The following is a 22,856-nucleotide window of genomic DNA, read 5'->3' as shown; positions in this document are numbered from 1 at the left end:
ACGACATTAACGAGGATTAACTATGTCTCAAGCTTTTGAAGTAGAAGTGAAGAAAGATGCATCGAATGACGAAGTTCTTCAATGGGTGACGTTCCAGCTAGAAGAAGAAACGTACGGCATCAACGTAATGCAAGTTCGTGAAGTACTTCGTTATACTGAAATTGCCCCTGTTCCAGGTGCACCAGATTATGTACTTGGTATCATCAACCTACGCGGTAATGTAGTTACTGTTATCGATACACGTTCACGTTTTGGCCTGATGGAAGGCGAAGTCACCGACAACACTCGTATTATTGTGATCGAGTCTGAGCGTCAAGTGATTGGTATCTTAGTAGATAGCGTGGCAGAAGTTGTTTATCTGCGTTCTTCTGAAATTGATACGACGCCTTCAGTTGGTACCGACGAGAGTGCGAAGTTCATCCAGGGTGTGAGCAACCGTGACGGCAAGCTTCTTATCCTTGTGGATTTGAACAAGCTGCTAACAGATGATGAGTGGGACGAGATGGCTCACCTTTAATGGCTGAATGATGATGGCTGAAGAGACTCTTTTATCTGCTCCATTCCTTGCGGGTGGCGTCGCTTTTATCGTGTTAGTATTGGTTGTTTTGCAACTGCAGATTCGCTCGGGGTTACAAAAGCAGTTAGACCAACAACGAGCTCAATCTCGACACGCAGATAAAGAAGTGCAAAAGTTGAGTAAGCAGTTACTCGAAGTGCGCTCGGTTGTCGTTGGTCTTGGGCAAAAAGTGACGGAGCAACAGGACATTATTCAGCACTTAAACGAGAGAATTCGCGAACTCGAACACGCTGATACTGATGGTCGCTTGTACAGTCGCGCTTCTAAAATGGTACAGCTTGGCGCTGATATCAACGAGTTGATTGAAGAGTGCGAACTACCAAAAGCCGAAGCTGAGTTGATGCTTTCACTGCAGAAGAAACTGGCGGGGAAAGAGAAGATTCCACCATTAAGTGGTCAGCCATCAGATGACGCAGAATATCCAGCGCGTGGACGTCGTCGACGCTAAAGGTTATCAAGCGATAAAAAAGAGGCGTTATTACGCCTCTTTTTTTGTTTTTAGCCGCTAATGCTCTTCTTAAATACAACCCTAGATAACCTTCAGTCGATCTTGCTCTTAGTTCTGGCCTCTCAAATTCAAAATGAGCGCTTATAACTACTTATAGTTAATTTTATTAAAGTGTGATGATTAATTAACAAAAATACATGAACTTACATGTAACCTAGCCCTCTTATCCTGTTTTGTCATAACTAAGCTGTGCTAATATAGCGGCTCGTTCATTTTTTAGTTGAAGCTCTATGTTAGAAGTGTCTAACCTGACAGCAATCCGTGATGAAAGGGTTCTGTTTGAAAACCTGCAGTTTGAAATTAAGCCTGGTGAATTGGTCCAGATCGAAGGGCGTAATGGTACTGGTAAAACTACATTGCTACGGATTGTGACAGGGTTAGGTGATAGAGAAGAAGGTGTCATTAAATGGAAAGGCGAAGAGGTTGAAAAATCTCGTGATGTTTTCCATCAAGATCTGCTTTTCTTAGGACATCAAACAGGAGTGAAACGAGAGCTTACCGCATTAGAAAACTTACGTTTTTATCAATCTATTCAAAATAATCGCTCTTCAGACGAAGAAATCTTTATCGCTTTGACTCAAGTAGGATTAGCTGGTCGAGAAGATGTGCCTGTAGCACAACTTTCCGCAGGTCAGCAACGACGAGTCGCATTGGCAAGGTTATGGCTCAGTAAGCAAATTTTATGGATTTTAGATGAGCCGTTGACTGCCATTGATAAGCAAGGCGTCAAGGTGCTTGAATCTTTGTTCGCAAGTCATGCTGATAATGGCGGTATTGTTGTGTTGACGACGCATCAAGATATGTTTGCGGACAGCCCGAAACTTAGAAAAATAAAGCTGGGTGACTGATATGATTTCCTCGATGACCACCATCATTCGTCGTGAGCTCCTAATCGCATTTCGCCGTCAGGCAGACATTCTGAACCCGTTGTGGTTCTTTATTATTGTCATTACTCTCTTTCCTCTGAGTATTGGACCAGAACCTAATTTGTTAGCACGTATTGCAGCGGGCATCGTTTGGGTTGCCGCATTGCTGTCCGCCTTATTATCATTAGAGCGTCTATTTCGTGATGATTTTCAAGACGGTGCACTAGAACAAATGATGCTAATGCCGATTCCATTGCAACTTGTAGTGGTTTCAAAGGTCATAGCACATTGGTTGTTAACAGGGTTACCTCTGATTTTAATTAGCCCATTATTGGCGGTTTTACTTTCGCTCGACTTCAATACTTGGCTATCGGTTGTATTAACCTTGATGATCGGTACACCAACACTAAGTTTTATTGGCGCCATTGGTGTGGCGTTGACTGTTGGGTTGCAAAAGGGTGGCGTTCTTTTGAGTTTGCTTATTCTTCCGCTCTACATCCCAATTTTGATTTTCGCAACATCGGCAATTGATGCTGCCGCACTCGGTATGGCGTATAACGGTCAACTAGCGATTTTAGGTGCGATGCTAATGGGGGCGATGACATTAACGCCTTTTGCCATCAGTGCCGCATTACGAGTTAGTGTTAACTAACTCAATAAAGTGCCAATGAAGCGGCGCTTGATCAAAGAATTATTATTAAAGCACTGCTACGGTCTCAACCCTTTAGACAGTGTCCCTGAAGTAAGAGTGAGAACAAAACATGTGGAAATGGCTACATCCTTATGCCAAGCCAGAAGCAGCTTATCGTTTGAGTGGTAAGTTTCTGCCTTGGTTTTCTGTATTGGCCCTCGTATGCTTATCGGTTGGTACGGTTTGGGGGCTTGCATTTGCGCCTTCAGATTACCAACAAGGTGACAGTTTCCGAATCATCTACATTCATGTCCCATCAGCTATTTGGTCTATGGGCGTTTATATGTCGATGGCGATCGCTGCATTTATTGGCCTAGTATGGCAAGTTCGCCTATCTGATATGGCGGCACTTGCGATGGCTCCGATTGGTGCAGTATTTACTTTTATTGCTCTACTTACAGGTGCTGTTTGGGGCAAGCCTATGTGGGGCACTTGGTGGGTATGGGATGCCCGTCTTACATCTGAATTGATTCTGCTATTTCTCTACCTTGGTGTGATTGCGCTCTACCATGCGTTTGACGATCAAAAAACCGCTGCAAAAGCCGCTGGTATCTTAGCGATCGTAGGCGTAGTAAACCTACCTATAATTCACTTTTCCGTGGAATGGTGGAACACGCTTCATCAAGGTGCGACGATCACGAAATTTGAGCAACCTTCTATTTCATCCGACATGCTTTGGCCGTTATTGCTGAACATCTTTGGCTTTGCGTTCTTCTTTGGTGCCGTGACGATGGTCCGTTTTCGTAACGAAATCATCAGTAAAGAAAGTCACCGCCCCTGGGTGCGCAAACTCGCAACAGAACAAACTCAGTGAGGTAACTGATTATGCATTTTGAATCTCTGAGCGACTTTTTTGCCATGGGTGGCTACGCATCATACGTATGGAGTGCGTTTGGTATTACTTTCTTATCCATGCTGATTCTTCTGATCACTAGCCTTCGCCGCGGTGATGCATTATTGAAAGAAGTGAAAGCAAAAATTGACCGTCAAGCTCGTATCGACGCAGCGAAGAACATGGAGAACACCTTATGAACCCGAGACGTAAAAAGAGGCTAGGTATTGTACTAGCGATCTTTATCGGTATTAGTGCCACCATTGGTTTGATACTTTATGCGCTTAACCAAAATATGGACCTTTTCTACACTCCAACGGAATTGGTTAATGGTAAGCCAGATGGCACCAAGCCAGAAGTAGGCCAGCGTCTGCGTATCGGTGGAATGGTGGTTGTGGGCTCAGTTCGTCGAGATCCTAATTCTTTGAAAGTGAGTTTTGACCTGCACGATGTCGGTCCGAAAGTGACGATTACCTATGACGGTATTCTTCCTGACTTGTTCCGTGAAGGGCAGGGTATTGTTGCTCAAGGTGTACTGAAAGATGCCACGACAGTTGAGGCATTTGAGGTCCTAGCGAAGCACGATGAAGAATACATGCCACCAGAAATTGCAGAAGCGATGAAGAAAACGCATGAACCGCTTCAATACAGCACCGAACAGAAACAAGGAAGCGGCCAATGATTGCTGAAATCGGTCACTTTGCTCTCATTCTTTCGCTTGCAATGGCTGTGCTGTTGAGCGTATTGCCATTGTGGGGAGCATCGAATAATAACACCATGCTCATGAACACAGCGCGACCGCTATCTTGGTCTATGTTCCTGATGCTGTTGTTCTCTTTCGCCATTTTATGCTGGGGATTTTATACCAACGACTTCACGTTACAGTATGTAGCGAGCAACTCGAATAGTCAGCTTCCTTGGTACTACCGTTTAACCGCAGTATGGGGTGCACACGAAGGTTCACTGTTGCTATGGGTGTTAATCCAAGCAGCTTGGACTGTCGCTGTAGCGACGTTTAGTCGTGGTATGCCGCAAGAGTCGGTTGCACGTGTACTTGCTGTTATGGGCATGATCTCAGTGGGTTTCCTACTGTTTATCATCCTAACGTCAAATCCATTCCTACGTACGTTACCGTTCTTCCCGGTTGACGGACGTGACTTGAACCCTCTGCTTCAAGACCCTGGTTTAATTGTTCACCCGCCAATGCTTTACATGGGCTATGTTGGTTTCTCGGTTGCGTTCTCTTTTGCGATCGCATCCCTAATGACCGGACGCCTTGACACGGCTTGGGCTCGTTGGTCTCGTCCTTGGACAACCGCAGCATGGGTATTTTTAACACTTGGTATCGCACTAGGTTCTTGGTGGGCTTACTACGAACTTGGCTGGGGTGGCTGGTGGTTCTGGGACCCAGTAGAAAACGCATCATTCATGCCTTGGTTAGCGGGTACCGCATTAATGCACTCTCTTGCCGTGACAGAAAAACGCGGCACATTTAAAGCGTGGACGGTACTATTGGCAATCTCTGCATTTTCGTTGAGTTTGTTGGGCACCTTCTTAGTCCGTTCCGGTATTTTAGTATCGGTGCACGCGTTCGCGTCTGACCCGTCGCGCGGTATGTTTATTCTAGGCTTCCTCGTTTTCGTTATCGGCGGCTCTTTATTGCTGTTTGCCGTAAAAGGGGCAGCAGTGCGTGTACGAGGTAACTTCGACTTAGTCTCACGTGAAAATGCGCTCTTAGCCAACAATGTATTACTTATCGCCGCTCTTGTTGTGGTGTTAGTGGGGACACTGTTGCCGCTCGTACACAAGCAGCTTGGTTTGGGGTCGGTCTCTATAGGTGCGCCATTCTTTGACATGCTATTTGCGTGGTTAATGATGCCATTTGCTTTTCTGCTTGGTATTGGTCCTCTTATTCGTTGGAAGCGAGACAATTTATCTAAACTTGTGAAACCAATGCTCGTTTCAGGTGTGCTTGCTTTCGCCTTGGCCGCGCTATGCGTGTACCTGTTTGCCGATTTCTTCTCAACCATGGCTTACATTGGTTGGGTGATGGCGATTTGGATTATTGCGATGCATGGCTTTGAACTGTACGAGCGCGCAACGCACCGTCATAGCTTTAGTGAAGGTGTTCGCAAGCTGCAACGTAGCCACTGGGCAATGATGTTGGGTCATGTTGGTCTGGCGGTATCTGTTATCGGTATTGCGATGGTACAGAACTACAGCATCGAGCGTGATGTACGTTTAGCACCTGGCGAACACTTCCAAATTCAAGGCTATGATTTCTACTTCTCAGGCTTGCGTGATAAAGATGGTCCAAACTACGATGGCTACATCGCAGACTTTGAGATCACACACGATGGCAAATACGTGAATACGCTTCACGCAGAGAAGCGCTTCTACCGTACGGCTAAGTCTATGATGACTGAAGCAGCCATTGACCGTGGTATTAGCCGCGACTTATACATTGCAATGGGTGAACGTTTAGACGACAACCGATCTTGGGCTGTTCGTATTTACTATAAACCGTTCGTTCGTTGGATTTGGGCTGGCTCTTTGATTATGGCATTAGGCGGCGCACTAGCGATTTCTGATAAACGCTACCGCTTCCGTAAATCGCCGAAGAAAAACGCGAAGTCAAAAGAGCAGGAGGCATAACATGAATAAGAAAATCTTATTTATTCCGCTTGTCGCTTTCATGATTCTAGCGGGCATTTTCGCAACCCAATTAATGCGTAATCAAGAGGGCGATGATCCAACTAAATTGGAGTCGGTTTTGGTTGGCAAGCCAGTTCCTGAATTTCATTTAGAAGATCTGGCTGAGCCTGGAAAACAGTACGACCAATCAATTTTTAAAGGTGAACCGTTGCTCTTGAACGTTTGGGCAACGTGGTGCCCAACGTGTTATGCAGAGCATAAATACCTAAACGAATTGGCGGGTAAGGGCGTTAAGATCATCGGTATGAATTACAAAGATGATCGTAATAAAGCAATAGGTTGGCTGAATGATCTCGGCAACCCGTACTTGATCAGCCTATTTGATGGCAGTGGTATGCTTGGCCTTGACCTTGGTGTTTATGGTGCTCCAGAAACATTCATTATTGATGCAAATGGTGTGATTCGCTATCGCCATGTAGGGGATGTAAACCCACGTAATTGGTCAGAAACACTGGAGCCGCTTTACAACAAATTGGTTGAGGAGGCGAAGCAATGAGAAAGCTAATTCTTGCCGTTTTTGCTGCGATGACATTATCTCTTGCTGCTCATGCGGCCATTGAAGTGTACGAGTTTGATAATTTGGAACAAGAACAGCAGTTCAAAGAGTTAAGCCATACGCTCCGTTGCCCTAAATGTCAGAACAACACGATCTCGGATTCTAACGCTGAACTTGCTCAGGACTTACGCCATAAGGTGTACGAAATGACCAAAGAAGGTAAGTCCAAAGATGAGATTGTTGATTACATGATCGCCCGTTACGGTAACTTCGTGACTTACAACCCACCATTTACGGTCGCGACTGCGATTTTGTGGCTAGGGCCACTCGCTGTAGTACTGGGTGGTTTTGGTTTGATTGTGCTGCGTAGCCGTAAATCTAAAGTTAAGGCAAAAGCGAGCAGTGACGAGCAATGGGATGAGCAAAAAGAAGCTCGTTTAAAAGCATTGCTTGAAGAAGAGAACAACGGAGATAAGAAGTAATGACACTATTTTGGATTTCCACCGTTGTTCTCACGCTTATTGCTTGTGCGCTGGTGGCTTTGCCGCTGCTTAAACAAAAAGCGAACAATGATGATGTGTTACGCGATGAGCTTAACAAGGCATTTTATAAAGACCGACTATCTGAGCTTGCAGAAGAAACTGACGAAGGTCTAGTTGAAAGTGAAGACGAACTGATTTCTGATCTAAAGCAATCACTGCTTGACGATATCCCTGGTGATAAAGCGCAAAAAGAAACTAAGGTTTCTCCAATCGCGGTTTTAGTTCCATCGGTAATTCTGACGGTGGTGCTGAGCTATGGTTTGTATTATAAATTTGGCGCGTCAGACGATATTGTTCAATGGCAAGAAGTGTCTGCAAATCTACCTGAGTTATCGAAAAAGCTGATGTCGGCTTCTTCTGAGCCGCTGAGTGACGATGAAATGGCGGATTTGACCCTTGCCCTTCGAACTCGCTTACATTACCAGCCGGAAGACTCGACAGGTTGGTTACTGCTAGGTCGTATTGCGTTAGCAAATCGTGATGTCACCACAGCTATCGATGCGATGGAAAAATCGTACCACCTAGAGCCAAAAGACCCAGATGTGATGTTGGGTTATGCACAAGCTCTGATGCTGTCTCAAGAGGAAATGGATCAAGCGACGGCTCGCTCATTACTCGGCAAGCTGATGCAGCAAGACTATGTCGATCTGCGTGTGTTTTCTTTGTTGGCGTTCGATGCGTTTGAGCGTCAAGACTTCCCGGCTGCCATCAAGTACTGGGGAATCATGCAGCAAATGATTGGTCCAGAAGATAGCCGCTACGAGATGTTGTCACGCAGTATTGAGAGTGCTCGTAAGCAAATGGGCGAAGCGGTTTCACCAGATAAGAGTGTAGCTGTGACAATTGATGTGGCACCAAATGCTCAGTTGGATCCAAACGCAGTTCTGATTGTGTCAGTACATCGTTCAGATGGCTCCCCAATGCCTGTGGCTGCTGCTCGTTATCCGCTAGGTACTTTCCCTCGCACAGTCGTATTAGATGATGGCAATGCCATGATGCAAGGGCAAAAGTTATCTTCACTCGATAAGCTAATCGTCCGTGTGCGTGTAGATTCTGACGGTAACGTAGCAACGCGTGATCAAGATTGGCACGGAGAAAGTGACGTCGTTGAATTTGGCGCACCAGTAGAAGTGACCATTGATCAGCAGTATTAATTGTTAACATCTGTCTCTGAAACATGACAACGAGGTAGAGTCAGTTGCCTTTAGTGGTATGACTCTAAACGATCGAGTAGAATACCGAAGGCCAGCGATTGCTGGCCTTTATTTATTCCCATATCTGAGTCATCTTTACTATGTATCCTGCTCAACATACGTACTATGGTTAATCGGGGTGACTTAGGTACATTAATAGTCGTTATGGAAAATAAAATGTATAACAAGGGTAAATCTACCTTCTTGTTGCTGTTAGCCGTTGGACTGGTTGGCTGTTCAAGTGCGCCTGATGAAGCAGTAACAGGACAAGAAACAAATCAAACGACTTCTGATGTGTATGACCCGTTGGAAGGCTTTAACCGAACCATGTGGGAACTCAACTACGAATATTTAGATCCGTATTTGGTTCGTCCTGTATCACTTGCGTATGTAGAATACACGCCAGTTCCTATTCGTTCTGGTATTGCTAACTTCTTATCGAACTTAGATGAGCCAGCAAGCATGGTTAATAACTTAATCATGGGTAATGGTACGAAAGCCGTGGACCACTTTAACCGTTTTTGGATTAACTCGACGTTCGGTATTTTCGGTTTATTCGATATTGCAAGTGCCGCGGGTATTACGAAGTACGACGAGAAAGCGTTCAGTGATGCAGTAGGCCACTATGGTGTTGGAAATGGTCCTTACTTCATGGTTCCAGGTTATGGTCCGTATACCTTACGTGAAGTGACAGATACCGTAGATAGTACGTATTTACCCCTCTCTTATCTCAACTTCTGGGCGAGTTTGGGTAAGTGGGCGTTTGAAGGAATGGAGAAGCGTGCTTTATTAGTACCGCAAGAAGCGCAGCTAGACTCGTCGCCGGATCCATATATTCTAACTCGCGATGTTTATATCCAGCGTCAAAACTTTAAAGCAGAAGTTGAAACGGTAGAAGAAGTTAACATCGAAGAAGAAGAGTATTTAGATGAATATCTAGAAGACTTTTAAGCGTTGTTCTTCACAATAGAGAAATGAAAAAAGGCTTAGCTGATGCTAAGCCTTTTTTGTATTTTGCAGCTTGGTTAGAAACGGTAGTTTGCTTGAACACCGATTAGCCAAACATTACCCGTAGTTTCGCCTACGAATTGGCCGCCGACTTGTTCTGCAGTGTCGTCTGACTTGTAACCACGAGACTCAACGATTGGTGCGTCTTTCGCAAAAATATAGGTGAAGCCAGCGTCTAGGCTGAAGTCTTTCGTCCAATCGTACGTTGCGCCAATACTTAGCCAAGTACGGTCAGTTTCTGGAATAGTAATCGTGCGGTTTTTGTCGCTTACCGCTGAAGTATCGTATGCAATACCAGTGCGTAGCGCTAGCTTAGGATCAAGCTGGTAAGTAGCACCAACAGCAAAGCGATAGTTGTCTTCCCAGTTTTCTACTTTAACCATATGCGTGCCAGCAGTATTTAGACGTGCTTCCAATTTCTCGAAAGAGCTCCAATCCGTCCAGTTAACGCTTGCGTGTAACGCAAGTTGGTCTGTTACTTGGTGGAAGCTTGCCAATTCAGCCGTTGCAGGCAGGTTTAGATACATGTAGCCGTTGTCGCGTTCAGAAGTACCGAAGCCAAAACCAAGACCTTCAGCATGGCCTTCAAGCTTTAGTTCAACTTCAGATTTGTACGCGAAGCCGATACGGTTATTTTCATTGATCTGCCATGCTGTACCAACTTGCCAGCCCCAAGCGGTATCGTCACCTTCCATGTATTTTAGAGCAGTACCTTGAGGAACACTGATTGGTTGATTAGTTTCAGGATTTAACCCTACAACGTTATTCTTAGGAGCTGCTGCGCCAAAGCTGCCTTCGCCGATGATGTAACGGATACCACCACCAACGCTGATTGATTCATTGACTTTGTAAGCTGCGTTCAAGTTCGCTTCCATTGTCGTTACGCTTGCTTCGTTACCGAAGTGCGAGGCACCAAAGCCTTTACCTAAATCGGTTTCCATGCCGTAGTTGGTGCCAAATGCCAAACCAATCGCGAATTTCTCATTATATTGGTGTGATAGGTAGAAGTTTGGAATGATTGCATCATGTGCGAAGTCATCTGAAGATGCAGAAGAAGTGCTACCGTGGAAGTTTACATCACCTTCAATATCAATATTTGGGTTCACATAGATTGCACCAACGGACACTTGAGTGCCTTCCAAATAAGTTAGCATTGCTGGGTTACGCCATTGTGCACTTGCGTTGTCAGCCATTGCAGCTTCACCAGCATATGCTCGACCTAGGCCTGTTGCAGAATATTCAGCAAGTTGGAAACCTGCTGCGTTAGCCATGCCCGTTGTGCCAAGTAGGCTTAATGCCACTGCTGTTGATAGAAGAGTCTTGTTGGTTTTCATTCGAATGTTCGCTGATTTGTTTATAACGTGGGACGAAAGTTTAAAGGTAGAGTTTTTACTTTAGAAATGAAAATCCAGCGTAAGTGGTCATTTGAAATATTATCCTTTCAAATGTTATTTTTGCGGTTTAATAATCTAACTGTGAAAGGCTTGTAAACGGAATTCAGCGAACAGCTGTGCGTCCTAATTGTGAGATTTAGATACACGTGTTCACTCAAATTGAGTGGGCAATAAATCGCAGATATGAAAAAAGGCTGGAAATCCAGCCTTTTATATAAAGTATTTTTCTACTAACTAACAGCGAAGCGTTTAGAAGCTACGGCTGTATTGTAAGCCGAATAGAATTGCATCAGCATGAGTTGTTGCTGTTACACCGGTAGAAAGAACAGGAGATAATTGAGTATTCTCATTAACTTTTACATCTTCACCTAACAAGTACGTGAAGCCAAAATCGATGTTTGAGCTATTATCAATATGGTAAGAGAAACCTGTGGAGAACCACTGGCGATCAGAGTCTGGTACCGAGATAGACGTTACTTTATCTTGAGCGCTTGTGTCGTACATGTAACCAGCACGAAGTGTCCAGTTGTTGTTTAGGTAGTAAGTACCACCAATTGCGTAGTGCCAGCCATCTTGCCATTGATAGTCTTTCGAGTAACCACCTTTAAGTAAACCCTGATTTAGGTTCTCAAAATCAATTTGGTCGAAATCTTTCCAACCGATGTATTGGATGCTGTAGTGTACAGCAAACTTAGTGTCTTGGATTTTGTGGAAACCAGAAAACTCGGCCATATCTGGTAGAGGTAGCGTGATTTCCTGACCTTTGTCGTCTTTCGCCGTAAATTCAGGGCTGTAACGATACGCTAGACCAAAACGGTTGTTTTCATCTAGTTCGTACACAGTACCAACGTTAAAACCAACAGCCCAACCATCAGCTTTATCTACGTCCAGAATTTTTTGACCGCCAACCCCTGGGACTGAAGAGCTAGTTGTACGCTTCATTGTGCCTTGGCCGTAGATTAAATCTAAACCAGCACCAAAGCTCCATTGTTCGTCTAAACGGTAAGAACCCGCCAATCCAAAGTTGAAGCTTTTTACATCCGTAAGACCACCGTACTCGGTTGCGGTGTAGTTATCTGAAAATTCAGTTTTAGTGCCGAAATTAGAGTATGCGTTTACGCCCCATGCAAACTTGTCATTTACTGGAACGATTAGGTGAATGTTTGGAGCTATTGACGTATCACCCACATCATCAGTATCAGCAACATTTACAGTACTGGAGCCCAAAGGAGTATTAACGTTATATTTCGCATCTTTCACTTCAATCATTGAAGTAATGCTTTCGAAGCCTAACGAAAGTTCCATTTTATCAAATAGAGCCATTGCTGCTGGGTTACGAGCCATTACCGCGGCGTTATCTGCGATTACTGCATCACCAGCAAATGCACGGCCGATGCCAGTTGCTGATTGAGCGTTGATTTGGAAACCCGCTGCCATCGATTGACCTGAGGCCAAAGCTACCGTTACTGCTAGGAGAGTCTTTTTAAACAGACGCGTGTTCTGAGTCATTTGTTTTTCCTTATTAGATTCGTCTCTTTGGACGATAAATTGAGCTTTTGCTCAGTGGCGCAGATAGTAGTATCAATAATTGCTTGGACAAATCCGACCATTGGATAAAATTGAATAAAAATTGCAGAAATGATGTCTAAAAGACGGGAAATTGCACTTAAAATGCATAATTTAGAGTTTAAGCTCTAAATGGTATAGCGGTGGTGAATGTTTTGCGTTCTATTTATACAAAAATGCCGCTAAATAAGATCATTTAGCGGCGTTTAACCTTTTGAAGGCTGGAAATCGTCGAAGTTGTTACATCGGCTTAATCATTGATGCAAGAGTCGTAGCGATAGCATCAATATTTTCACCTTCTTCCCCGACTAAAATCAGGCTTGAACTCCCGACGGGCTGAACGATTCCGGTCATGCCATCCTTATTAAAGTCGGTACTTTGTTCGCTTGGAATACCAGTAATAAATAACGTTACTTTACCTTTTGGACCTTGGAACACCATATGCACCGCATTGGATTCACCAAAACCGCAGTGGTTTAGGTAGTAAACGTGATATGGAAAGTTTTCACTAAACTGGTAATGAAATGGCGACATTTTCGCATTAATTTGCGAGCTCGGTACATCCTCATCAAGATGACGAACAAACGGTTCTTCATGAATTACGTGTTTCATCGCGGTATCTGCTAAACTGGCTTGTGCTGGAGACACCAAAACATTTCCCCAGTTTACTTGACCAACTAATAACCCTGCGGTGAACGCAATAGAAGCGGCAAGTGCCATTGCTTTGCGGACAAAGTTTGGTCTGACGACCTTCTCTTCATCAAGTGCACTCGACGTCTGGCTAAATAAAATCTTATCTGCGAGATCTTCGGGTACATCCACATTCATGGCTTGTTTAATTTTTACATCGAGATCCAAAACGTCATCAACAAACTTATTGTTGGCGTCGCTACCAGCTAAAGCTTGCAGAATCTCTTCATCCTTTTGTTTTGGATCCGACAAAATACGACGACGAAATTCTAAATCATCCATTCTTTTGTCCTCTCTTGGTATCTTGAGAATCCAACATCTCTTTAAGTTGATTACGAGCGCGAAATAGTCGAGTCATCACTGTGTTTTTATTTAAATCAAGAATGTCGCCAATTTCTTCTCCACTGAAACCACCGACAACTTGGAGAAATAAAGGCTCACGGTATTCAACATCGAGCTTCATGATCTGTGCCTGCAGCCATTCTTGCTGATGATGTGGGTCATCGCTGACTTTAGCATCATTGCCGTAATCATCGATATCAACTAAATCAAATTGTTTACGTTCGAAGCGGCGCGCATTTTCTCGTCTCAATATTGTGATGAGCCAAGACTTGGCAGCTTTTTCGTCTTGGAGGCTATCGAGTGACTTCCAAGCTCTAAGACAGGTTTCCTGAACTAGATCTTCCGCGACCGCTTTATCTTTGCACAACCAATATGCGTAGCGGTACAAGTCACGATGATACCCTCGGACGAGCGCTTCGTATTTTCTTTGCTTGTCCATATCAGAGTTGACCGGACTGTTGGAGTTTTTCTTTCCAAACATTTTTAATATGGCCACAGGAGCCTCCATCCTCGCTCTGTGAGTTTCTTACTTGTTCTGAGCATGACTTTACTTGCTTCATCGCTTAGCGGTTTTGGTTGCAGGATTTGTCATGCAAACCCTTTGACACAATAAGCCATGTGGTTACCTAAAAGTGTATACGCAAATGTCAGATATCATCGAACACGAATTGATATATATTGTTAACAATATCATCATTAGTAATCAATGGCTTGGATAAGTTCACTCGATGGAGCATTAAAAGGGACTTCTGAAGGTGGATTCTTGAATTGTTTTGAATCAATAATCGCTCTAGGTGAGCTTAAAACTCGTAAAATCACTATAAAATTGATCTATTTCAAAATATCAAGCAGTGAAGGGGTTATAGTACACCTTGTCATCTCGTTAGTCATTGCGACTAACATGTTGAGCAAGATGACACTTCCTTTTGAAGGCTGACTTTACTTTCTCCTAATCAGGAAACTGATTACTTTTCAATTGGCGTAAGTTAATTGTTTTATAGATATTCCGACCACACAGTTATGTGTGGTTTTTTTTTGCTTCGATTTTACTTTCCGTATACCTCTTACCGTTTTAACTCTCTATAGTTAACCATTAGTAATCGCATAAGAATCAAAGAAGTAGAGTAATTGAACTACTTGCTTCACGTTTATTTAAACGCACGTTTGATAAATTTAACAAATTCATTACAATGCATCAGGTCAGACCTCTTGTATTTAAGGAGAAACAATGGGCAAGCAGGAAGTAAAAACACGCAATGGTGAGCGTGTCGCTATTGTCGCGGGGCTTCGAACTCCCTTTGCTCGTCAAAGCACGGAATTTAGCCAAGTGCCAGCGGTCGATTTAGGGAAAATGGTAGTAAGCGAAATGCTTGCTCGAACAGATATTGATCCGAAGCTAATCGAACAAGTGGTATTTGGACAAGTAGTACAAATGCCTGAAGCGCCAAACATCGCACGAGAAATCGTGTTAGGCACCGGTATGAGCATCCATACTGATGCATACAGTGTGACTCGAGCGTGTGCGACGAGTTTTCAAGCGGCGGTTAATGTCGCAGAAAGCATCATGGCGGGAACCATCGATATTGGTATTGCTGGCGGTGCAGACTCTTCTTCCGTCCTGCCTATTGGCGTATCAAAGAAACTGGCCGCTAATCTGCTTGCTCTTAGTAAGACAAAAACAATGGGTCAGAAGCTTAGTATCCTCAAAAACTTGAGCTTTAAAGATCTGATGCCAGTGCCACCAGCAGTAGCAGAGTACTCTACGGGTTTATCCATGGGACAAACTGCAGAGCAAATGGCTAAAACACATGGTATTTCTCGCGCAGAACAGGATGCGCTTGCACATCGTTCTCATACGCTGGCTTCTCAAGCTTGGAAAGAAGGAAAAATCCAAGGTGAAGTGATGACGGCTTTCCCTGAACCATACAAAAAGTGGATTTCGGAAGATAACAATATTCGTCATGACTCAACGGTTGAGGGATACGCAAAATTGCGACCTGCGTTTGATCGTCAGTATGGCAGTGTTACGGCTGCGAACAGTACGCCATTGACTGATGGTGGTGCGGCAGTGATGTTGATGCGAGAAGGTAAAGCGAAAGAGCTCGGAATGGAGATTCTTGGTTACATCCGAGGTTATGCATTCTCTGCTATCGGCGTGGAAAAGGACATGCTGATGGGTCCGACTTATGCCACAGCGAAAGTGCTTGAAAATACAGGCTTGGAACTGTCAGATTTGACGTTGATCGACATGCACGAGGCCTTTGCTGCTCAAGCATTGGCGAATGTGAAGATGTTTGCTTCCGATAAGTTTGCTCAAGAAAACCTTGGTCGCTCAAAAGCGATTGGTGAAATTGACATGGATAAGTTCAACGTGCTTGGCGGATCAATTGCTTATGGTCACCCATTTGCTGCGACTGGTGCGCGTATGATGACGCAAACCCTACGAGAGCTAAAACGCCGTGGCGGTGGTATTGCATTGAATACCGCATGTGCTGCTGGTGGTCTTGGTGCGGCAATGATTCTGGAGGTTGAGTAATGAGCGAGCAAAAAGCATTTAGTCTAAAGGTTGATGAGCAAAATATTGCTTGGTTAGCCATCGATGTTCCTAATGAAAAAATGAATACGCTGCAGGCGGCTTTTGCTGACGAAATGAAAGAAATTTTTGCTCAGCTAAAAGACTCCAGTGGTATTAAAGGGATGATCATCCACTCCCTAAAACCGGACAATTTTGTTGCGGGCGCAGATGTTCGAATGCTAGAAGCATGCACCACAGCAAGTGAAGCGGAAGACTTAGCAAGGCAAGGTCAGGATTTATTCCAGCAGCTATCGGACTTACCTTATCCTGTCGTTGCGGCTATTCATGGCCCATGTTTGGGCGGTGGTTTAGAACTGGCTCTTGCATGTGATTATCGTGTTTGTACGGATTCTGACAAAACGCGTTTAGGTCTGCCAGAAGTACAACTTGGTTTATTGCCAGGTTCTGGTGGTACTCAGCGTCTGCCACGTTTGATTGGCCTGTTACCATCGTTGGACTTGATCCTGACGGGTAAACAACTTCGTGCGAAGAAAGCTAAAAAACTGGGCGTTGTGGACGCCTGTGTGCCTGACACCATTTTGCTCGACGTAGCAAAACAGTTTATCGACAAAGGTAAAAACAAGGGTACGAAAAAGCTATCGACGAAAGAAAAGGTGATGTCTGGTAGCGGGCTAGGGCGCAAGTTTGTATTTGAACAAGCAGCGAAGAAAACGAATCAAAAAACCCGTGGTAACTATCCAGCAACGGTTGCAATTCTAGAAGTTATTCAACATGGCTTAGAGAAAGGCTTCGCTAAAGGCCAAGAACTTGAAGCGAAGCGCTTTGGTGAGCTTGTGATGAGCTCAGAGTCAAAAGCGCTCCGTTCGATCTTCTTTGCCACAACAGAAATGAAGAAAGAAAATGGCACGGATGCGAAACCAGCACCAGTTCATAAAGTTGGTGTGCTTGGTGGTGGTCTGATGGGCGCCGGAATCAGCCATGTGTCTGTTGCAAAAGCAAAAGTACCTGTTCGCATCAAAGATGTTAGCAACGATGGCGTTTTAAATGCGCTCAACTACAACTACAAGTTATTTGAGAAACAGCGCAAACGTCGCATTCTATCCAAGGCCGATCTGCAAGCGAAAATGCTGCAACTGTCTGGTGGTGTCGATTTTACCAGTTTTAATCATATTGATGTCGTAATTGAAGCCGTTTTTGAAGACTTAGATCTTAAGCAAAAAATGGTGGCGGACATTGAAGCGAACGCTAAGACAGAAACTATCTTTGCGACCAATACTTCTTCGTTGCCTATCCACAAAATTGCAGAAAAAGCAGAGCGTCCAGAAAACGTAGTTGGTTTGCATTACTTCAGCCCAGTAGAAAAAATGCCTTTGGTGGAAGTGATTCCGCATGAAACGACGTCAGATGAAACCGTTTCAACAGTTGTTGCACTTGCTAAGAAGCAAGGTAAAACCCCAATCGTAGTGAAAGACAAAGCGGGCTTTTACGTGAACCGCATTCTTGCGCCATACATGAACGAAGCGGCGCATATTTTGTTGGCTAACGAACCGATCGAAAAGATTGATACGGCGTTGCTTGATTTTGGTTTCCCTGTTGGCCCGATTACCTTGTTGGATGAAGTTGGTGTCGACATTGGCGCAAAAATTATGCCGATCCTGGTTAATGAGTTAGGTGACCGATTCAAAGGGCCGGATGTGTTTGATATCTTGTTAAATGATGGACGTAAAGGACGCAAGAGTGGTAAGGGCTTTTACAGTTACAAGGGCAAGAAGAAAGATGTCGACAAATCGGTTTACAAACTGCTTAAGCTCGACCCTGAATCTAAGCTAAGCGATAACGATATTGCGTTGCGCTGTGTGCTGCCAATGTTGAATGAAGCGGTACGTTGTTTGGATGATGGCATCATTCGCTCGCCACGTGACGGTGATATTGGCGCGATATTTGGTATTGGTTTCCCACCGTTCTTGGGTGGTCCGTTCCGTTACATGGACCAATTTGGCATTAAAGAGCTCGTAGAGAAAATGAATGAGTTTGCATCGAAGTATGGCGATCGTTACGCGCCATGTGATGGTTTGCTTACTCGAGCTGGTGAAGGGACAACGTTCTATTAAACGTTGCTTCGGTAGAGAAAAAGGCTTGCCAGTGGCAAGCCTTTTTCATAAAGAAGAAATGGTTACTTCTTCTTGTCTTTCTTATCTTTATTGTGGCCTTTACCTGGGTTGTCGTCCCCGTGAACGCTGCTGTTACCTTTTTTGTCTTTATCATTCCACTGCTTTGAAGAGCAATCATCTGATTTGATGGATACATTGTCTCCGCTAAGGCGCACACAGTCGTCACTTAATTCGAAGCCATCGCCTTTGACTGAGATTTCAGCGTGAGCAGATGCCAATGGCAGTATAAGAGCCACAAGTAAAAGTGCTTTTTTCATGATTACCTCATTAAGTTATTTTTAGTGCGGTAATTAGAGCATAAGCCGCAATGGCGTAATTTCAATTTTCTGCCAATTATGGTGCCGATTCAATCTATGAGACCGACAACCTCATGGGTTTATAGGTTCATTCTAGTAATCGACAATTTTATTTCTGCGCAACTAGATCACCCCAAGCCGCAATCTTTTGGCCGAAGTTGGAACTCTTCAATCGATCCTATTTCTTGTCCTAGATGGATGCGCGGAGCCTCCGAATGCGCTTGACCTTGAGAGTGCATGATCAAACGATTTGCAGTACGAGGTTTCAATTCGTTCACAACGAAGCGAATCATGTCTGCGCGCGTCAGCTTCTTCAAGTCCGCCAGTACCTTGTCACGTTGGTTAAACTCAGTGTCTTTGTTTCCTATCGCAACCCAAAGACGTTGAGCCCGACCTCGAAGTGTGGTGTCCGGCGTTGCTATTTGGTTCCACAAGCCGCGCTTACTGCTGTGCCATTGGTAATCGTTTAACTCTAACAGCACCATATAAAAGGCATTTAAAAACTCATCGATTGAGGTAACCAGCTCGGCAGGTGCTGCATTAGGTGACTGCACATACAGTACAATACCAGGGTGACGATTTAGCGGCATATTGCCAGTGCCTACCATGTAACCTAATTGCTGCTTGGTACGGATTTCGTGGAAAAACGTTGCCGACATAAGGTGATTGGCCAATGAGTATAGCGCGATACTGCGAGGCTCAATATCCTCGCACTGGTGGTAAATAACGACCGCGGAATCTTGCTGATTACAATGCACCTCACGTTGAAAACTGCCATTTTTACCTAGCATAATGAGCGGACGAAGTGCTTCTTCATAACGTTGCTCGTTAACTCTTAGAGCATCTTTTAAAGTCGTTGCCATGTCATGGGCTTGCTGGCGTTGCCAGTCTCCGTAAACAAACATTTCAACGTGCAGTTCTGCAAGAATGGATTCTACGAATACCGAGAGTTCATCGACTTCGATTTCTTCTAGCGCTTCGACTAAGGTTGCGAAAGGCGGGTTATTGGGTTGAAGTAACCCAGTAAGTGCGTTAAACAGCTGCGAAATAGGGCGATCTTGTGAAGCATTTCTCCAGTTTCGTAACAGTTGTTGTTTGATGGTTTCAAAGCGAGCAGGGCTGAAATCTCGAGAAGCAAAACGGTGCAGAATCATTTCCAGCAACTGAGGCAGCTTTTGACTGAACCCTGAGAGGGTTAAGGTCACGCCACCTTGGTGAGCGTACATGTTGTAACCCATCCCTGCGATTTCTGCTTGATAGGTTTCTTTTGCTAGCGAATCGAGGAACATCTCTACACATAAGCGCGTTTTGACGATGTTCTTTGGTGATGCAACGGCATGAGTGCTGTCGATAGCGACATAAACGACACCTTTTGGCACGCGAAATTCGTCATCTTGCAAATGCCACAGCCGAAACCCTTCGAGATCCTCAATCAACTCTGGCAGTGAATCACCATTTTCGAGTGGCATGGGGTCGAGGTCGTAGCAAATATAAGGGTTCTTTTCCGGTAAGACGAATTGCCAGCTTGGGTCGATTTGCTGATAGAAACGACGTTGGTCTTCACTAAAAGGTGTGACGGAGTACGGGGTAAAGTACCATTCGGCAGTACGGTTGTATTCCAGGCCTTTAGCAATCAAAGTGACGCGTACATTATCGATGGTTAAGTATCGCAGCAATGAACGCTGTAACTCCTCATCGTAGCCCGCCATTTTGTAGTCACCATAAACCGTGTCTTCCGGTTGATAGTGCTGCATGTTGATCACCAGATGGCTGACGAGATCCATTGGGCGCGATGGCTCTTGGAAGCGAAAAGCCGATTCTAATACCGCTTGTTTTTCGAGATAGCGCCATTCATCTAACCCGTCTTGTTTGATCATCGAGAGGTATTGAAAAACTGCTTGAACGATATCATCAACATGATCTAAGCCGTTTGGCGTCAGGGTGCAGCTTACGGTAAAGTCTCGGTAGTTACTGCCACTCGCGCCGCCGCCCGCTGAGAGAGAAGTAATCCAGCCTTTTTCTTTGAGTTGAAGCATCAAACTGCCTTCTCCTTCATAACCCAAAAGGTGAGCAAAGTAGGAGAGTGGCTTCACGCTATAATGCGCATCCATTCCCGGCATGGGGAATGTGAGAATCAGTTTACGGAACTCTTTGAGCGGCTCGACTTGAACCAAAATGCCCGTGCTTTCCTCAGTGCCGATCGGTACATCAATCGATTTTCCACGAAGATGGTGATTTGGGATGTCGGCAAACATGGCTTCTACCCAAGCTTGCTGTTCATCGAGCGGCTGTGGCCCAAATAGAGTCAGTGTCATCAAATCGGCGGAATACTGAGAGTGGTGAAACTCCACAATTTCGTCGCGGATGGATTTACCATCTCGGTCGCCAAGAGTATCTAAGTTTCCGACAGAGAATTTTGAAAACGGGTGCTCTGGATTGATGACTTCTTTGTTAACTTGATACAGGCGACGAGAATCATCATTGAGTTTGAGCTTGTATTCGGAGTCGACAGCCTGGCGTTCTTTGTCTAATGCTTCTTCGTTAAACAAAGGTGCGGTAAAAAATTGGCTAAATCGAGCTAAGGCACTTTCAAAGGCATTTGGAGCAATATTGAAAAAGAAACAAGTGTGCTCTGTACCAGTCCAAGCGTTGTTTGTTCCACCGTGTTGGCTAATATAGCTTTGAAACTCGCCCACTTTAGGGTATTTTTCCGTACCCAAAAAAAGCATGTGTTCTAAATAGTGTGCCAGACCTTGGCGATCGTTTGGGTCGTCGAAGTGTCCAACGTTCACTGCCAGAGCAGCTGCCGACTGTTGAGCTGTATCGGAATGAATCAGCAGTACACGCAGTTCATTGCTCAAGGTAATGTAGCGGTATTGATTTGAATCGTTAGGACTTAGATGCACGATGCGTCTCCAGATTTCGCATTACAGTAATTTAGGCTCCCCTCGCGGGGGGCGCAAAGTTTGCGTTTCGACAAATACTGCTTGCCGTATTTTTGTTATTCGTAGACTTCTGCACAGGCCCATCGCGTTTGCGTATGGGGAAGAACTGTTTGAGTGAATGCTCTGAACTCATTGCACAGTTAAATAGTGTGATGAACTGAGTACATTCTTTTAATAGATTGTTAAGAAAGTCGCTATCTTTAACAAGCGAATTGGTATAATGAACAGATAATTATATCAGTATTTTTGTTTCGTCATTGTTAAAGTTAGCCCCGTCTATCTAATAAAGATAGCAGTCAACCTTTTGGTAGCGTTAGCTATCCCTAGGAAATAACATGAAAATATTCATCATGCGTCACGGTGAAGCCGAGCATTTTGCAGATTCAGACGCAGCACGACAATTGACCCCAAGAGGCAGAGTCGAATCAGAAGCGGTTGCGAGAGCCTGTAAAGAACAGGGTTTTGCGCAATTCGATAAAGTGTTGGTGAGTCCGTACATTAGAGCTCAACAAACTTGGCAAGAGATCAGTGCGTATTTCTCTGCAAAAAGCATTGAAACTTGTGAAGATATTACACCTTATGGCCAGTCCGAGCATGTCTTCGATTTCGCAAGTGCATTAATCGAAGTCGAACAATTGGACTCGCTTTTGTTCGTATCGCATTTGCCTTTGGTCGGTTATCTGACTTCAGAGTTTGTAAAAGACATGACACCACCGATGTTTCCTACATCAGGGCTAGTGTGCATTGAATATGATTTACAAACACAAAATGGTGAAGTGCTTTGGCATATTACGCCATAAGTGTCTAAACCAAAATAAGCGTTTGCAAATTAGAGACAGAATAAGAAAGGCAGGAGATCCCTGCCTTTTCGTTTCGTCGTGTATACAGCAAGCTTGTTACTTTTCAGGAATTGAAAGCAACACTAACAACGCACCATCACCACCAAATTCTAGTGGCGCTTGGTGAAAAGCCATAACGTCAGGATGCTGTGCTAACCAAAGTGGGGCTTTCTGTTTCAGGATGTGTTTCCCAATACCATGTTGCACACACGCACAATGAATCTCGTTTTTGATGCAATAGGCTATCATCGCACCAAGCTCGCGTTTTGCTTCTTGCTGTGTCATGCCGTGCATATCGAGGAACACGTCCGGTACATACACGCCACGACGTAGACGTTTGACTTCATAAGTGGAGACGTCGTCACGTGCATAACGAGTTGGACCTTCATCGTTTAATAGAGGGACAAACTCGTCTGAAAAGTAAAATTCAGAGTCACTCGCTTCACGGTTGGAGCGCTTGATTTCTTTTTGCTTAGTATTTTTTTTTGGTTGCTGGATTATGGTATCCTGTCGCAACTTTTTTACGCCCTGTACTGCTTCCTGAAACAAGGCGAAATCGTCATCGTTCTCGGTGTCTTTTTTGCTCATTAGGTAAACAATTTCATTAATAAACTTTATTGGCAGTATTGTAGCGCTTTTCGGAGGCAAT

At 44.5% G+C, this 22,856-nt stretch carries 22 protein-coding genes; 15 read left to right on the top strand and 7 right to left on the bottom strand.

Annotated features, from left to right (window positions below):
• Nucleotides 1–22: 22 nt before the first annotated feature.
• The 12 genes from R7O13_RS15300 to R7O13_RS15245 all read left to right on the top strand — a co-directional run bounded on the left by R7O13_RS15300 (nt 23) and on the right by R7O13_RS15245 (nt 9,371).
• Entirely contained in the window at nt 23–517 is a 495-nt protein-coding gene (locus R7O13_RS15300) for a chemotaxis protein CheW (protein WP_005380507.1), read from the top strand.
• Nucleotides 518–530: 13 nt separating this feature from the next.
• Nucleotides 531–1,025, top strand: a complete 495-nt coding sequence (locus R7O13_RS15295) for a DUF2802 domain-containing protein (RefSeq protein ID WP_262659128.1) — start codon at nt 531–533, stop codon at nt 1,023–1,025.
• Between the two features lie 290 nt (nt 1,026–1,315).
• Nucleotides 1,316–1,933, top strand: a complete 618-nt coding sequence (gene ccmA, locus R7O13_RS15290) for a cytochrome c biogenesis heme-transporting ATPase CcmA (protein ID WP_005380511.1) — start codon at nt 1,316–1,318, stop codon at nt 1,931–1,933.
• 1 nt (nt 1,934) lies between these two features.
• Nucleotides 1,935–2,603 (top strand): heme exporter protein CcmB, encoded by a 669-nt coding sequence (gene ccmB, locus R7O13_RS15285; protein ID WP_005380512.1) that lies wholly within the window; start codon nt 1,935–1,937, stop codon nt 2,601–2,603.
• Nucleotides 2,604–2,712: 109 nt separating this feature from the next.
• Nucleotides 2,713–3,456 (top strand): heme ABC transporter permease, encoded by a 744-nt coding sequence (locus R7O13_RS15280; protein WP_005380513.1) that lies wholly within the window; start codon nt 2,713–2,715, stop codon nt 3,454–3,456.
• An 11-nt stretch (nt 3,457–3,467) separates the two neighbouring features.
• Nucleotides 3,468–3,674, top strand: coding sequence for a heme exporter protein CcmD (gene ccmD, locus R7O13_RS15275; protein WP_005380515.1), 207 nt, complete (start codon nt 3,468–3,470; stop codon nt 3,672–3,674).
• Entirely contained in the window at nt 3,671–4,156 is a 486-nt protein-coding gene (gene ccmE, locus R7O13_RS15270; protein ID WP_005380516.1) for a cytochrome c maturation protein CcmE, read from the top strand. The genes ccmD and ccmE overlap by 4 nt, the downstream gene beginning before the upstream one ends.
• A complete protein-coding gene (locus tag R7O13_RS15265; RefSeq protein ID WP_017635943.1) occupies nt 4,153–6,129 on the top strand; it encodes a heme lyase CcmF/NrfE family subunit in 1,977 nt (658 codons plus the stop codon). Before ccmE ends, R7O13_RS15265 begins: the two co-directional genes overlap by 4 nt.
• Before the next feature lies 1 nt (nt 6,130).
• Nucleotides 6,131–6,685 (top strand): DsbE family thiol:disulfide interchange protein, encoded by a 555-nt coding sequence (locus R7O13_RS15260; protein ID WP_005380518.1) that lies wholly within the window; start codon nt 6,131–6,133, stop codon nt 6,683–6,685.
• Nucleotides 6,682–7,167: a cytochrome c-type biogenesis protein gene (locus R7O13_RS15255; protein ID WP_005380519.1), complete on the top strand. Its 486-nt coding sequence runs from the start codon at nt 6,682–6,684 to the stop codon at nt 7,165–7,167. Before R7O13_RS15260 ends, R7O13_RS15255 begins: the two co-directional genes overlap by 4 nt.
• On the top strand, nt 7,167–8,381 hold the full coding sequence (ccmI, locus tag R7O13_RS15250) for a c-type cytochrome biogenesis protein CcmI (RefSeq protein ID WP_258483206.1): 1,215 nt from the start codon (nt 7,167–7,169) through the stop codon (nt 8,379–8,381). Before R7O13_RS15255 ends, ccmI begins: the two co-directional genes overlap by 1 nt.
• A gap of 216 nt (nt 8,382–8,597) precedes the next feature.
• Entirely contained in the window at nt 8,598–9,371 is a 774-nt protein-coding gene (locus R7O13_RS15245) for a VacJ family lipoprotein (protein ID WP_005380523.1), read from the top strand.
• 74 nt (nt 9,372–9,445) lie between these two features.
• Here R7O13_RS15245 and R7O13_RS15240 read toward each other — a convergent pair whose 3' ends face one another.
• From R7O13_RS15240 to R7O13_RS15225, 4 genes are all read right to left on the bottom strand, one after another.
• On the bottom strand, nt 9,446–10,762 hold the full coding sequence (locus tag R7O13_RS15240; RefSeq protein ID WP_005380525.1) for an outer membrane protein transport protein: 1,317 nt from the start codon (nt 10,760–10,762) through the stop codon (nt 9,446–9,448).
• A 309-nt stretch (nt 10,763–11,071) separates the two neighbouring features.
• Nucleotides 11,072–12,331, bottom strand: a complete 1,260-nt coding sequence (locus tag R7O13_RS15235; RefSeq protein WP_318304180.1) for an outer membrane protein transport protein — start codon at nt 12,329–12,331, stop codon at nt 11,072–11,074.
• A 297-nt stretch (nt 12,332–12,628) separates the two neighbouring features.
• Entirely contained in the window at nt 12,629–13,360 is a 732-nt protein-coding gene (locus R7O13_RS15230) for a DUF3379 domain-containing protein (protein WP_005380527.1), read from the bottom strand.
• Entirely contained in the window at nt 13,353–13,928 is a 576-nt protein-coding gene (locus R7O13_RS15225) for a sigma-70 family RNA polymerase sigma factor (protein WP_042522516.1), read from the bottom strand. Before R7O13_RS15225 ends, R7O13_RS15230 begins: the two co-directional genes overlap by 8 nt.
• Nucleotides 13,929–14,648: 720 nt before the next feature.
• Between R7O13_RS15225 and fadI the strand changes: the two genes are divergently transcribed.
• Nucleotides 14,649–15,956: an acetyl-CoA C-acyltransferase FadI gene (gene fadI, locus R7O13_RS15220; protein WP_318304179.1), complete on the top strand. Its 1,308-nt coding sequence runs from the start codon at nt 14,649–14,651 to the stop codon at nt 15,954–15,956.
• Nucleotides 15,956–18,067 carry a fatty acid oxidation complex subunit alpha FadJ gene (gene fadJ, locus R7O13_RS15215; protein ID WP_318304178.1) on the top strand — a complete coding sequence of 704 codons (2,112 nt, stop codon included), beginning with the start codon at nt 15,956–15,958 and terminating at the stop codon, nt 18,065–18,067. The genes fadI and fadJ overlap by 1 nt, the downstream gene beginning before the upstream one ends.
• A 62-nt stretch (nt 18,068–18,129) precedes the next feature.
• Here fadJ and R7O13_RS15210 read toward each other — a convergent pair whose 3' ends face one another.
• Both R7O13_RS15210 and R7O13_RS15205 read right to left on the bottom strand, forming a co-directional pair.
• Complete coding sequence (locus R7O13_RS15210; protein WP_005384444.1) at nt 18,130–18,384, bottom strand: hypothetical protein; 255 nt, start codon at nt 18,382–18,384, stop codon at nt 18,130–18,132.
• 167 nt (nt 18,385–18,551) lie between these two features.
• Nucleotides 18,552–21,329 (bottom strand): insulinase family protein, encoded by a 2,778-nt coding sequence (locus tag R7O13_RS15205; RefSeq protein ID WP_318304177.1) that lies wholly within the window; start codon nt 21,327–21,329, stop codon nt 18,552–18,554.
• A 374-nt stretch (nt 21,330–21,703) separates the two neighbouring features.
• On the opposite strand from R7O13_RS15205, the gene sixA reads away from it, so the two are divergent.
• Nucleotides 21,704–22,168, top strand: a complete 465-nt coding sequence (gene sixA, locus R7O13_RS15200; RefSeq protein ID WP_005380537.1) for a phosphohistidine phosphatase SixA — start codon at nt 21,704–21,706, stop codon at nt 22,166–22,168.
• Nucleotides 22,169–22,264: 96 nt separating this feature from the next.
• Here sixA and smrB read toward each other — a convergent pair whose 3' ends face one another.
• Nucleotides 22,265–22,795, bottom strand: coding sequence for an endonuclease SmrB (gene smrB, locus R7O13_RS15195; RefSeq protein ID WP_005380539.1), 531 nt, complete (start codon nt 22,793–22,795; stop codon nt 22,265–22,267).
• Between the last annotated feature and the right edge of the window lie 61 nt (nt 22,796–22,856).

Source organism: Vibrio sp. Y176 (assembly GCF_033438945.1).
The sequence above is the reverse complement of the archived record's forward strand: the minus strand, read 5'-3'. Positions and strand labels throughout refer to the sequence as shown.